The 12,606-nt window shown below is 61.0% G+C and carries 10 protein-coding genes and 7 tRNA genes; all 17 read right to left on the bottom strand.

What is annotated here, in order from left to right; all coding sequences use genetic code 11:
• Window positions 1-71: 71 nt before the first annotated feature.
• Window positions 72-159, bottom strand: a tRNA-Ser gene (locus WDB71_RS05070).
• A gap of 177 nt (window positions 160-336) precedes the next feature.
• Window positions 337-1,401, bottom strand: coding sequence for a quinolinate synthase NadA (nadA, locus tag WDB71_RS05065; RefSeq protein WP_341503550.1), 1,065 nt, complete (start codon window positions 1,399-1,401; stop codon window positions 337-339).
• A gap of 101 nt (window positions 1,402-1,502) precedes the next feature.
• A tRNA-Lys gene (locus tag WDB71_RS05060) sits at window positions 1,503-1,578 on the bottom strand.
• A 189-nt stretch (window positions 1,579-1,767) separates the two neighbouring features.
• A tRNA-Lys gene (locus WDB71_RS05055) sits at window positions 1,768-1,843 on the bottom strand.
• A 189-nt stretch (window positions 1,844-2,032) separates the two neighbouring features.
• Window positions 2,033-2,108: transfer RNA gene (locus WDB71_RS05050), tRNA-Lys, on the bottom strand.
• Window positions 2,109-2,285: 177 nt separating this feature from the next.
• Window positions 2,286-2,361: transfer RNA gene (locus WDB71_RS05045), tRNA-Lys, on the bottom strand.
• A 163-nt stretch (window positions 2,362-2,524) separates the two neighbouring features.
• Window positions 2,525-2,600, bottom strand: a tRNA-Lys gene (locus tag WDB71_RS05040).
• A 216-nt stretch (window positions 2,601-2,816) separates the two neighbouring features.
• Window positions 2,817-2,892 (bottom strand) — tRNA-Lys (locus WDB71_RS05035).
• A 100-nt stretch (window positions 2,893-2,992) separates the two neighbouring features.
• Window positions 2,993-3,721, bottom strand: coding sequence for a tol-pal system protein YbgF (ybgF, locus tag WDB71_RS05030; RefSeq protein WP_341503549.1), 729 nt, complete (start codon window positions 3,719-3,721; stop codon window positions 2,993-2,995).
• A gap of 3 nt (window positions 3,722-3,724) precedes the next feature.
• Window positions 3,725-4,246, bottom strand: coding sequence for a peptidoglycan-associated lipoprotein Pal (pal, locus tag WDB71_RS05025; protein WP_341503548.1), 522 nt, complete (start codon window positions 4,244-4,246; stop codon window positions 3,725-3,727).
• Window positions 4,247-4,285: 39 nt separating this feature from the next.
• Window positions 4,286-5,590 (bottom strand): Tol-Pal system beta propeller repeat protein TolB, encoded by a 1,305-nt coding sequence (gene tolB, locus WDB71_RS05020; RefSeq protein ID WP_341504183.1) that lies wholly within the window; start codon window positions 5,588-5,590, stop codon window positions 4,286-4,288.
• A 49-nt stretch (window positions 5,591-5,639) separates the two neighbouring features.
• Window positions 5,640-6,593 carry a cell envelope integrity protein TolA gene (tolA, locus tag WDB71_RS05015; RefSeq protein ID WP_341503547.1) on the bottom strand — a complete coding sequence of 318 codons (954 nt, stop codon included), beginning with the start codon at window positions 6,591-6,593 and terminating at the stop codon, window positions 5,640-5,642.
• Window positions 6,594-6,611: 18 nt separating this feature from the next.
• Window positions 6,612-7,037: a protein TolR gene (gene tolR / locus WDB71_RS05010; protein WP_341503546.1), complete on the bottom strand. Its 426-nt coding sequence runs from the start codon at window positions 7,035-7,037 to the stop codon at window positions 6,612-6,614.
• On the bottom strand, window positions 7,034-7,666 hold the full coding sequence (gene tolQ / locus WDB71_RS05005) for a protein TolQ (protein WP_341504182.1): 633 nt from the start codon (window positions 7,664-7,666) through the stop codon (window positions 7,034-7,036). The genes tolR and tolQ overlap by 4 nt, the downstream gene beginning before the upstream one ends.
• 59 nt (window positions 7,667-7,725) lie before the next feature.
• Window positions 7,726-8,121, bottom strand: coding sequence for a tol-pal system-associated acyl-CoA thioesterase (gene ybgC, locus WDB71_RS05000; RefSeq protein WP_341503545.1), 396 nt, complete (start codon window positions 8,119-8,121; stop codon window positions 7,726-7,728).
• A 53-nt stretch (window positions 8,122-8,174) separates the two neighbouring features.
• Complete coding sequence (locus WDB71_RS04995; protein ID WP_341503544.1) at window positions 8,175-10,289, bottom strand: prolyl oligopeptidase family serine peptidase; 2,115 nt, start codon at window positions 10,287-10,289, stop codon at window positions 8,175-8,177.
• 1,091 nt (window positions 10,290-11,380) lie between these two features.
• Complete coding sequence (locus WDB71_RS04990; protein ID WP_341503543.1) at window positions 11,381-12,550, bottom strand: GGDEF domain-containing protein; 1,170 nt, start codon at window positions 12,548-12,550, stop codon at window positions 11,381-11,383.
• Between the last annotated feature and the right edge of the window lie 56 nt (window positions 12,551-12,606).

Raw genomic sequence — 12,606 nt, 5'->3', positions numbered from 1 at the left:
GAGTCGGACGCTTGCAACCGGACGCCAGATAGCAGAAAGCCTGCTTTTCAGCGGGCTTTCTAGCTTCAATATGGCGGTGAGGGAGGGATTCGAACCCTCGATACGTTGCCGTATACACACTTTCCAGGCGTGCTCCTTCAGCCACTCGGACACCTCACCAAATTATTTCGTCGCCAGCGTTCTGCGCTTGCTTTCCCCTGTCGACGGGGCGCTATATTAGGTAATGGCCGCCGCCCGGTCAACCGCTTTTTAGAGAAAAAGTATCGTTCGGCGAGCTTTTAGACAAAGAGACGAAAAAGCCGCCTAAATGGCGGCTTTTCCTACTCTTACGTACCCTCAGGCGTTGCCCTTGGCCTTCATGTTGAGGCTCTTGGCGAAGTCCAGCATGCGGTTCAGCGGCACCATCGCCTTCTCGCCCAGGGCCTCGTCCACGAAGATCTCGTGGGGGCTCTTGTCCTCGGCGGTGAGGGCATCATGGATGGACTTGAGACCGTTCATGGCCATCCAGGGGCAATGGGCGCAGCTGCGGCAGGTGGCGCCGTTGCCGGCGGTGGGCGCCTCGATGAACTCCTTGTCCGGGCACAGCTGCTGCATCTTGTAGAAGATACCCCTGTCGGTGGCCACGATCAGCTGCTTGTTGGGCAGATCCTGGGCCGCCTTGATCAGCTGGCTGGTGGAGCCGACGGCATCGGCCATCTCGACGATGCTGGCCGGGCTTTCCGGGTGTACCAGCACGGCGGCGTCCGGGTACACGGCCTTGAGGTCACGCAGGGCCTTGGCCTTGAACTCGTCGTGGACGATGCAGGCGCCCTGCCAGAGGATCATGTCGGCGCCGGTTTCCTTGGCGATATAGGAGCCCAAGTGACGGTCCGGGCCCCAGATGATCTTGTGACCTTCGCTGTCCAGGTGCTCGACGATTTCCAGGGCGATGCTGGAGGTCACCACCCAGTCGGCCCGGGCCTTCACGGCGGTGGAGGTGTTGGCGTAGACGACCACGGTGTGGTCCGGGTGAGCGTCGCAGAAGGCACTGAACTCCTTGGCCGGGCAGCCCAGGTCCAGTGAACAGGTGGCCTCCAGGGTCGGCATCAGCACCCGTTTTTCCTGGCTGAGGATCTTGGCGGTTTCGCCCATGAAGCGCACGCCGGCCACGATCAGCGTCTTGGCGGGGTGTTCCTTGCCGAAACGGGCCATTTCCAGGGAGTCGGATACACAGCCACCGGTCTCTTCGGCCAGGGCCTGGATCTCCGGATCCGTGTAGTAATGGGCCACCAGCACCGCATCCTGTTCTTTCAGGAGCTGCTTGATTTTGGCCTTGTAGTCCGCCTTTTCGGCCTCGCTGAGGGGGGCCGGCTTGGGCGGGAAGGGGTAATCGATATCTACTACCTGGGGCATATCTGTCATAACGTCACCGAACTCACTACCACCTGACGTGGCGGCGCATTATAGCGCAGTTAGTCGTTGGACAACAAAAAACCCCGCCAGTGGCGGGGTTCCTTGATTAGTGGTGGGTCGTGATGGACTCGAACCATCGACCAATTGATTAAAAGTCAACTGCTCTACCAACTGAGCTAACGACCCACTGAATGCTTCGATTGTCTTTTGGTGGTGCCAGCCGTCCTGGCGCGCCTTCCGGCTCGTCGTCCTGACTCGCGTTCGATGCTGCGTCTTCCTCGCATCTCACCCAACTGAGCGGCCGACCCACTGAATGCTTCGATTGTCTGCCAGCGTCCTGGCCGCCTTCCGGCATGGCCCTGCGGCCTTAATAAGTGGTGGGTCGTGATGGACTCGAACCATCGACCAATTGATTAAAAGTCAACTGCTCTACCAACTGAGCTAACGACCCACTGAATTCTTCGATTCTCTTTCGGTGGAACCAGCCGTCCTGGCGCGCCTTCCGGCTCGTCGTCCTGACTCGCGTTCGATGCTGCGTCTTCCTCGCATCTCACCCAACTGAGCGGCCGATCCACTGAATTCTTCGATTGTCTGCCAGCGTCCTGGCCGCCTTCCGGCATGGCCCTGCGGCCTTAATAAGTGGTGGGTCGTGATGGACTCGAACCATCGACCAATTGATTAAAAGTCAACTGCTCTACCAACTGAGCTAACGACCCACTGAATTCTTCGATTTTCTTTCGGTGGTACCAGCCGTCCTGGCGCGCCTTCCGGCTCGTCGTCCTGACTCGCGTTCGATGCTGCGTCTTCCTCGCATCTCACCCAACTGAGCGGCCGACCCACTGAATTCTTCAATTGTCTGCCAGCGTCCTGGCGCGCCTTGAGGCCTTAATAAGTGGTGGGTCGTGATGGACTCGAACCATCGACCAATTGATTAAAAGTCAACTGCTCTACCAACTGAGCTAACGACCCACTGAATTCTTCGGTTGTCTTTCGGTGGTACCAGCCGTCCTGACTCGCGTTCGATGCTGCGTCTTCCTCGCATCTCACCCAACTGAGCGGCCGACCCACTGAATTCTTCGACTGTCTGCCAGCATCCTGGCCGCCTTCCGGCATGGCCCGCGGCCTGAATAAGTGGTGGGTCGTGATGGGCTCGAACCATCGACCAATTGATTAAAAGTCAACTGCTCTACCAACTGAGCTAACGACCCACTGAATTCTTCGATTGTCTTTCGGTGGTACCAGTCGTCCTGGCGCGCCTTCCGGCTCGTCGTCCTGACTCGCGTTCGATGCTGCGTCTTCCTCGCATCTCACCCAACTGAGCGGCCGACCCACTTTAATTCTTCTTTGCCCCGGCGCCCTTCAGGTGCCCCGGCGGCCTGTCCCTGGGGACAAAAAAGCCCGCTATAGCAGGCTCTTATAAATGCTGGTGGGTCGTGATGGACTCGAACCATCGACCAATTGATTAAAAGTCAACTGCTCTACCAACTGAGCTAACGACCCAACGGGCGCCTATCTTACTCAATTCCCGGCGCCATGCAACCAAAAATGACACCCCCAAGGCCGTTTGCGCAAAAAGCCAGCAGGGCGTCTTCCGGCAAGCTTACTTCAGGCGGCTGAGCCTGTCCTTTGCCATCTTGGCTGAAGTGGAACTGGGGTACTCGCGCACCACTTTTTCGTAATGACCACGTGCGGCCGCCGCGTCCCCCTGGTCCTGGGCGATCAGGCCCAGTTTCAGGATGGCATCGGCCCGCTTGTTGGAGTTCGGGTAGCGGTTGGCCACCTGCTCGAAGGCACTCTTGGCCTCGGCCATCTTGCGGTCGCGATAATAGAGCTGCCCCAGCCAGTAGTGGCCGTTGGCCGCATAGCTGGAATTGGGGAACTGCTTCAGGAAGCCCTGGAAGGCCTTGATGGCCTGCTCGTACTGCTTTTCCTTGACCAGATTGACGGCCCTGTCGTAGGACTCGTTCTCGCTGAGGTTGCTGCTGTAGTCCACGGCGGGCTGCGCTGTGGCAGTGGGGGTTTGGGTAACCGGCGCAGCGCTCAGGCGTCTGTCCAGTTCCTTGTAAAGCTCGCGCTGGCGATCGAGGATCTGGCCCAGCTTGTAGTCGTGCTCTTCGGTGGTGCCGCGGATCTCACGGACTTCGTCCTGCAGTGCCGTCAGCCGTTGCTGCATCTCAAGCTGGCTACGGTTACGCGCTTCCAGCATGCGCTCGAGCCGGGCGATTCTAGATTCCAGATCGCCACCGGCCTCTACAACGGGCGCCGGCGCTGCCAAGGCAGCGCCGGACAGACCGGCCAACAAGACGAGACTTGTCAGCTTGTGCTTCATGGCTTAGTAGACCAGAACGGCACGACGGTTCTTGGAGAAGGCATCCTCGCTGTGGCGGGGATCCAGCGGCTTCTCTTCACCGTAGGAAACCAGGGTGATCTGGGAGTCCAGTACGCCCAGGCCCATCAGGTGCTGCTTGACGGCCTTGCCGCGACGCTCGCCCAGGGCGATGTTGTACTCGGGAGTGCCGCGCTCGTCGGCGTGACCTTCGATCAGCACCTTGACGTTGGCGTTGTCACGCAGGTAAGCGGCGTGGGCTTCCAGGATCTCGGCGAACTCGGAGCGTACATCGTACTTGTCGAAGTCGAAGTAGATGATGTGCTCGCGGCGCAGCTCTTCCATTTTCAGGCGCTGCTTTTCCTCGGCGGTCAGTACCGGCTCAACGGTACCGGTGACCACTTCTTCCACCTGCTGGTTGGCAGTGGTCTGGCTTTCGGCGTCGGTGCCGGAAGTGGAAGAACAAGCTGACAGTGCCAGGATCGGCAGGGCCAGCATCATCCCTTTGAGGAGTTTGGTGGTTTGCATCCTTAGGTCCTTATGGTTTTCGATAGTGCAATGGTTTAGTTATAAAAAGGGTGACCAGGCCGGAGCCTTTACCTGTCCCTGGCGTGCCGGCAGGCGGGCCTTGAAGCGCCCGTCAACCGACACCAAGCCCAGCACTTTCTGGCCCCTGTGCAGCGTGGCATAAATGATCATGCTGCCATTGGGAGCCAAACTGGGAGATTCATCCAAGTCTGTGCGCGTCAGAACCTGCAGCGCACCTGTATCCAGGTCCTGGCGCGCGATCCGGTAGTTACCCTGGGTCCGGTTGACCATAATCAGTGATTTGCCATCCGGGCTGACAGAACCCCCGAGGTTCATTTCTCCCTCAAACGTCAAGCGTTTAACGGATTTACTCGCTAAATCTACACGATAAAGTTGCGGCCGACCACCCCGCTCGGAGGTGAACACCAGGGCCCTGCTGTCGGGGTACCAGGACGGTTCCGTATCGATGGCGTAGTGGTTGGTCAGACGCTCCACACGGCGGCTGGCGATATCCATTACGTAGATCTCCGGGTTGCCGTCCTTGGACAGCACCATGGCCAGTTTTTTGCCGTCCGGAGACCAGATGGGATTGCCGTTGATCATCGGGAAAGAGGTGAGTCTTTCCCGCTTCTGCGTGTAGATGTTCTGAATATAAATCTCGGCGGTACGGTTCTGGAATGACACATAAGCAATTTGTGAACCATCAGGTGACCAGCTGGGCGACATCAGCGGCTCCTTGGCCCGGGTCACCACCGCCTCGTTGAAGCCGTCGTAGTCCGCCACCATCAGCTTGTAGGGGTAGACGGGATCGCTGTCCATGACCACATAGGCGATACGGGTCAGGAAGGCGCCGCGTTCGCCGGTCAGCTTCTCGTAGATGATGTCCGACATGCGGTGGGCATACTGGCGGAACTGCTTGGCGGAGATCACCGCCTCCCGGGATTCCAGGATATGGGCACTGGACTGAACCAGCTTGCCGCCCTGCAGGCGGGCCTGGTTGCCGCCGGTGATCTGGCCGCGCAGCACGTCGACCAGTTCGAAGCTGACCAGGTAGCGGTCGCCGCCGTAGGGCTTGACGGACCCCACCACCACGGCCTCGACGCCCTGGGCGGCCCAGGCGTCGTAGTCGATATCAGCCAGGCTGGCCGGCAGCTGGGGCATGACGTTGGTCGCCAGGGGCGAGAACTTGCCGCTGTTGCGCAGGTCGCTGCCGATGACGTCGGCCGGCTGCATCGGCAGCATGGCGCCGCCGTCCATCCTGAACGGCACTATGGCCACCGGCCTGGCGGTATCCACCCCTTCGGTGATGACGATGTCCAGCGCCGCCTTGGCCTGGGAGGCCATCAGCGCCAGCGCTGCCACTAAGGTCGTTATAAAGCGCACAGTTACCCCTTTAGAATTGTGGTTTGACTGTCAGGTTGATGTCTTTCATCTTGGCGAAGACTTCCGGATCCGGCGACACCGGCAGGGTCCCCGCCTTGTACACGGCCCTGCGAGCAGAGTCATAGACCGCCCTGTCGCCACTCACATAGCTCACGTCGACCACGAAGCCGCCGCCGCCAAGCTGGATGCGCATCACCGCCTCCTTGCCGCGCATGGAGTCATCCACCACCCAGTTGCGCTGGATGGTATTGATGATCAGCGCCCGGTACTTGTCCAGCTCGGACAGCACCTGCTGTTGCCTGGCCTGGGAGCGGGCCGCGGTTTCCGCTTCCAGCTCGGCGGCCAGCTGGGCTTCCAGCTCGCGCTGGCGACGCTCTTCCTCGGCCCTGCGCCTGGCTTCCTCTTCCTTGCGCTTGCGTTCGGCTTCCGCCTTCTTGCGCGCTTCCTCGGCCTTGCGTCTGGCCTCTTCTTCCTTGCGGCGCTTCTCGGCGGCAGCCTTGGCGGCGGCCTCTTCCTTGCGCTTGCGCTCGGCGGCGGCCTTGGCTTCGGCCTCGGCCTTTTGCTTCTCTGCCAGCTTCTGCTTGCGTTCCTTCTCTAGTTGGACGGCCTTCTTGCGCTCCAGCTCCTGCTGGCGCTTGGCCTCGGCGGCGGCCTTCTCGGCCTGGATGCGCTTGCGCTCCTGCTCGGCGCGCTGGCGCTTCAGTTCCTCGATGCGGCGCTGCTCGGCCTTCTTCTGTTCTTCCAACTTGCGCTGGCGGTCCTGCTCGGCCTTCTGTGCCGCGGCCTTCTCGGACTTGAGGCGCTTGACCTGATCCTCGACCAGTTTCTGATCCACCGCCTTGGCGGCGATGGGCTGGCCCTGGGGCTGCGGCATGGGCGGCGGCTCGGAAAAATCCAGGCTCAGGCCCAGGAACAGGCCCAGCACCACGTGGAGGCCGATGGAGGCACCCAGAGGCCATCCCATGGGAGTCTCACGCATGCCTTACTGCTCCTCGGGCTCGGTCATCAGGCCGACGTTGTCGACGCCGCTCTTCTGCAGCGAGGCCATCAACAGCACCACCGCCTTGTAGGGCACGTCGCCATCGCCGCGGATCACCACCGGCGTCTGGGGTTCGATTTCACGCTGGGCGGCCACCACGGCCACCAGCTGTTCCAGCTCGTCGTAGTGCTCGGCACTCTGGGTACCCACCTGCAGGTGGTACTGACCGTCATTGGTGATGGAGACCACGGCGGCCGGCTTGGAATCCGGCGGCAGCGGCTCGGAGTCCGCCACCGGCAGATCCACCTTCACGCCCTGGGTGATCAGGGGCGCCGTGACCATGAAGATGATCAGCAGCACCAGCATCACGTCGATATAGGGTACGACGTTGATCTCGGCCACCGGGCGGCGGCGCTTACGTGCCGTCATGCCGCCTGGCCCCCGTCATTGGCGTGGACCTGGCGGTGCAGGATGGAGGCAAACTCCTCCTGGAAGTTGGCATAGGCCTGATCCAGCTTCTCGACCTTGTGGGAGAAGCGGTTGTAGGCGATGACGGCCGGGATGGCGGCGAACAGGCCCATGGCGGTGGCCACCAGGGCCTCGGCGATGCCGGGGGCGACCATGGACAGGGTGGCCTGCTGCACGTTACCCAGGGCGATAAAGGCGTTCATGATGCCCCAGACGGTACCGAACAGGCCGATATAGGGGCTGATGGAGCCGACCGTGGCCAGGAAGGACAGGTGCGATTCCAGGCCTTCCACTTCCCGGTTCAGGTTCACCCGCATGGCGCGGTCGGAACCTTCCAGGATCGCCACCGGGGAGCGGCTGCCGCTCTTGCTGAGGCGGGCAAACTCCTTGAAACCGGCCACGAAGATCTTCTCCATGCCGCCCAGGTGTTCTTCCCTGGCGCTGAGCTCGTGGTAGAGCTTGCCGAGGTCGACGCCGGACCAGAACCTGTCCTCGAACTTGCGGGACTGGCTGGCGGCGCTCTTGAGCACCTTGGAGCGCTGGAAGATCAGGGTCCAGGATATGACCGACAGCGCCAGCAACAACAACATCACGGCCTTGACCAGCAGGCTGGCCTGCCAGAACAGGTCAAACAGGGAAAGTTCTGCGTTCACCCCTTCAATACTCCCAAAACGCTGGACGGTATGCCGCTGGCCTTGCCCTTGTTCTGATCCAGGCAGGCAACCAGGACATCCGCCTCACATAAAAGTTGTCCCTGCTCATTCACGAGGCGCTGTTGAAAAGTCAGGCTGGCGCGGCGCAGGTTGACCACCTGGCTGACCACCGTCAGGGCCTCGTTAAAGCGGGCTGGCAAATGATTGTCCATCTTAACAGAGCGGACCACAAAGGCGATACCGGACGCCAACAGCCCATCCTGCTCTATGCCCAGGCCGCGCAGCATTTCGGTGCGGGCCCGTTCAAAAAACTTCAGGTAGTTGGCGTGGTAGACAATGCCACCGGCGTCTGTGTCTTCGTAATAGACCCGGATCGGCCACTGATGCTCCATCGAATTCTCCTCACCATAAGAAAGGGGAGCTTAAGCTCCCCTGAATGTACTTGTTAATTCAGGCCCATATTCTTCCAGAGGAAGGCATAGATATCGGCATACTCGCGGATGCGCATGGCCGTGGGCTTGCCGGCACCGTGGCCGGCCTTGGTTTCCACCCGCAGCAGCACCGGCGCCTCACCCTGCTGCCTGGCCTGCATGGCGGCGGCAAATTTGAAGGAATGGTAAGGCACCACCCGGTCGTCGTGGTCGGCGGTCATCACCATGGTGGCCGGGTACTCGCGCGCCTCGACGTTGTGCAGCGGCGAGTAGGCGCGCAGGTAGGGGAAGTCCTCGGCGTTGTCGGCGCTGCCATACTCGCTGGTCCAGGCCCAACCTATGGTGAACTTGTGGAAGCGCAGCATGTCGAGCACACCCACGGCCGGCAGCACGGCGGAAAACAGGTCGGGACGCTGTGTCACGGCGGCCCCCATCAGCAGGCCGCCGTTGGAACGGCCATAGCCGCCTAGCTTGGCGGGCTGGGTGTAGCCCTCGCGGATCAGGTATTCGGCGGCGGCAAAGTAGTCGTCGAAGACGTTCTGCTTCTTGTCCTTCATGCCGGCCTCGTGCCAGGCCTCGCCGTACTCTGAGCCACCGCGCAGGTTGGGCACCGCGTAGATGCCGCCGGCCTCCAGCCAGGCGATGGTGGCGGCGCTGAACCTGGGGGTCAGCGGGATGTTGAAGCCGCCGTAGGCATAGAGCAGGGTCGGGTTGGCGCCGTCCTTCTTCAGGCCCTTCTTGTAGGAGATCATCATCGGCACCTTGGTGCCGTCCTTGGAGCGGTAGAACACCTGCTCGGAGACGAAGTCCGTGGGGGAATAGGCCAGCTGCGGCGCCCGGTGCACGTGCAGCCTGTTGCTGGCGAAGTCGTAGCGGTACACGGCCGGCGCCTGGATGTAGGAGTTGTAGCTGAGGAAGGCTTCGGCCTTGTCACGCTTGCCGGTCAGGCCGCTGACGGTGCCCTTGCCGGGCAGCGGAATGTGGCGCACGAAGGTGCCGTCACGTTCGAAGATGCTGAGGCGGCTGACGGCGTCACGCATGGCCTGGACCACGAACTGCTCGTTGAGCAGCTGCACCGAGGAGATGGCGTTGTCGCCTTCCGGCACCAGCACCTGCCAGTTGGCCTTGGCGGGCTTGCGGGTGTCGATGGCAATGACCTTGCCCCTGGGGGCGTCCAGGTTGGTGAGGAAGTAGAACACAGGGCCGTCGTTGCCGATGAAGCTGTAGGAAGCCTCCAGCTCACCGATGAGCTCCACCACCTTGTTGTCGCGGCGCTTGAGATCCTTGAAGAAGAAGCGGTTGCGCGAATCGGTGCCCTTCCAGACGTTGATCAGCAGGTAGCGGCCGTCCTCGGACACCTCGGCGCCGAAGCCCCATTCCTTGTGATCGGGCCTCTGGTAGACCAGGCTGTCCTGCTTCTGCTTGTGGCCCAGCCTGTGATAGTAGAGCTTCTGGTTGTAGTTGATGCCGGACAGGGCCTCTTCGCCCTTGGGCTCGTCGTAGCGGGCATAGAAGACGCCCTTGTCGTCATGGTCCCAGACCGCTTCGGAGAACTTGATCCACTTCAGCTCGTCACCCAGCGGCTTGCCGCTGTCGATGTCGATGAAGCGCCAGGTCTGCCAGTCGGAGCCGGACTCGGAGGTGCCGTAAGCCAGGATCTTGCCGTTGTTGGACACCGATACCCCGGACAGGGCCACGGTGCCGTCTTCGGAGAGCTTGTTGGGATCCAGCAGCACCCGGGCCGGCGCACCTTCGCCGTCCTGGACATAGAACACGCTCTGGGCCTGGAGGCCGTCATTACGGTAATAGAAGATGCGGCCGCCGCGCTCGAAGGGCACCGAGAACTTCTCGTAGTTCCAGAGATCGGTGATGCGCTTTTCGAAACGGCTGCGGGCCGGGATCCCGGCCAGGTAACCGTCCGCCAGGTCCTTCTGGGCCATGACCCAGTCGGTGACCTCGCCGTTGTCTTCCTCCAGCCAGCGGTAGGGGTCGGCCACCAGGGTGCCGTGGTAATCATCCACCTGCTCGACCTGCTTGGTGACGGGGTATTGGATACCGGTATTGGCGTCCGGACTCTGCTGACAGGCCGCCAGCAGGCCGGCGGCGGCCAGAACGAGGGCTCGCTTCATTGCTATCTCCCTGAAATCATTGTTTTCCCGACTATACCAACATGAACTGGCCCCTGGGAGGGCCCTCGTCCAGCCAGACAAGCCATTAATGGCGAAAGATCCTACTTGCCCCCCCTGGCTACAACTGGATACACATTCAAAAAGATTGAATGGCGCAAAAAACGAACAAACAAACAAGCAGCTGATTTAGAAGTAGTTTTTACAAGAAAACCGTTTTGCTAGCGCCAGCTGATGACATGCATATTAATTTCACATTAGTTTTTCTTATCAAAAAGGGTAATTTTTCTCTGTTGTGGCCGGACCAGGCCGGGAACATAATGCACCCCGTCAACGAGAGGGCCCGACGGCAACTCGGCTGACATTGATTTTGGTAGTGTGATTGACGCTTTCCCGCAGACCCTTTGCTCGTCAATGCTGGTGTGCGACGTCAATGTTGTTCCCTGGATCAATTTCCTTCCTTCAAATGTGGTTGTGTTGCCCGCGACAATGTCGCGGGCTTTTTTTTGTCTGGAATTTGGGGGTTGGACAAAGGTTTAGGTCGTAGGGTGGGTTAAGCGAAGCGCAACCCACCGAAAGGGGATTGAAGTGTGAAGGCGACAGCCATCCATGGCGGTTCCTTCCGGCCGGTACATCCTGTGGTTACTCGGACTATCCCTGTCCTCGCCCTATGGGCCATCGTCGCTTCGCTTCGATGTTCAAAATCGCTCCCGACGATTTTGTCGCGCTCAGCCTGCGCAAAAAGCCGCGCTTTTTGGTTACTCGGACCCTCCCTGGCCCTCGCCCTTCGGGTTGTCGTCTTACGACGACATGCAAAATCGCTCCAGGATGCCCATCAAGCAACAGAGCCGGACCCATCCCTGGTGGTTCCTTCCGGCTCGGCCATCCTGTGGTTACTCGGACTATCCCTGTCCTCGCCCTATGGGCCATCGTCGCTTCGCTTCGATGTTCAAAATCGCTCCCGACGATTTTGTCGCGCTCAGCCTGCGCAAAAAGCCGCGCTTTTTGGTTACTCGGACCCTCCCTGGCCCTCGCCCTTCGGGTTGTCGTCTTACGACGACATGCAAAATCGCTCCAGGCGATTTTGTCGAGGCTCACCCAACCTTTACCTGGTTGCGGCCGTGCTCCTTGACCCAGTACAGGGCGTTGTCGGCGGCCGTCAGCAGCTCGCGGGCACTCAGCTCGCCGTTACTGGTGGCGGTGCCGATGCTGATGGTGACCTCCACCTCACCGCCGTCCACGGCGACGCTTTCCTCGGCAATGCTGCAGCGGACCCTGTCCAGCAGCACCGTGGCCTGGGCAGCGCCGGTATCGGGCAGCAGCAGCAGGAATTCTTCGCCGCCGTAACGCCCCAGCTGATCGCCGCAACGAATGTTTTCTCGGATCCGCTTCACGCAGGCCACCAGCACCATGTCACCGACCAGGTGGCCGAAGCTGTCGTTGACCCGTTTGAAGAAATCGATATCCAGCAGCGCCACCGTCAGGGCCCGACCGCTTCGACCGGCCTCCTGCAGGGCCGAATCCAGCTGCGCCAGTATGGCCCTGCGGTTGGCGATGCCGGTGAGATCGTCGCTGAGGGCCATGATCCGCATCAGCTCCTGGGAGGCCTGCAGGGCCGCCTTGTCCTGTTCCAGTTGTCGCTGATGGCGCAGGACGGCCCTGGAATAGAGGCTGCGGATCCGCTCGAAGTGGAGGGCGATGAAGAACACCGTCAGGTAGCTGGCCACGAAGCGGATCGCGAAACCCGCACTGTATTCGGGAGCCCCGGTGAGGCCGGTGGGCAACAGGAAGATCAGCAGCCAGGCCGCCAGCAATGCCAGGCTGACAACGGCACCAAAAGCGCTGCCGCCGATAAAGAAGGCAAAGGCGGGATAGGTCAGTACCCAGAAGGCCCGGGCGCCGTCGTCTCCTCCCTGCAGGGCAAAGAAGACAAACAGCAGCGCGAACAGCAGGCTCGCCCCCCGGTAATAGCACCTGCCGTCGGTCCGGCCCCGCAGCCGCCACAGGCAGATCACCACGGCCAGGGCCACCAGCAGGTTGAGCCCCCCTTCCAGCAAGGGGCCGACCAGCAGGTGGTAGCAGCCGAACAACAGCAACATGCCCAGGGCCACCAGCGACAGGCCGCCAAAGAGCAGGCGCCGCTGCTCCTCCTCGAAATCCAGCGGCTGGCGGCTGAGCAGCGCCAGGATCCGGCGCCACAGCCAGCCTTGAGGCGCCTGTTCACCGCTTTGGCTTAGCTTCCGAAGCTCCTTAGCCTCCCTCATTGGCGGCCAGCACTCCCTTACCTTGTGCCTGACGAATACCTAGCAGTATAGGCGCC

Source organism: Gallaecimonas sp. GXIMD4217, assembly GCF_038087665.1.
Classification (GTDB): Bacteria; Pseudomonadota; Gammaproteobacteria; order Enterobacterales; family Gallaecimonadaceae; genus Gallaecimonas.
Note: the sequence above shows the minus strand (reverse complement) of the source record. Positions and strands in the feature narration are given on the sequence as shown.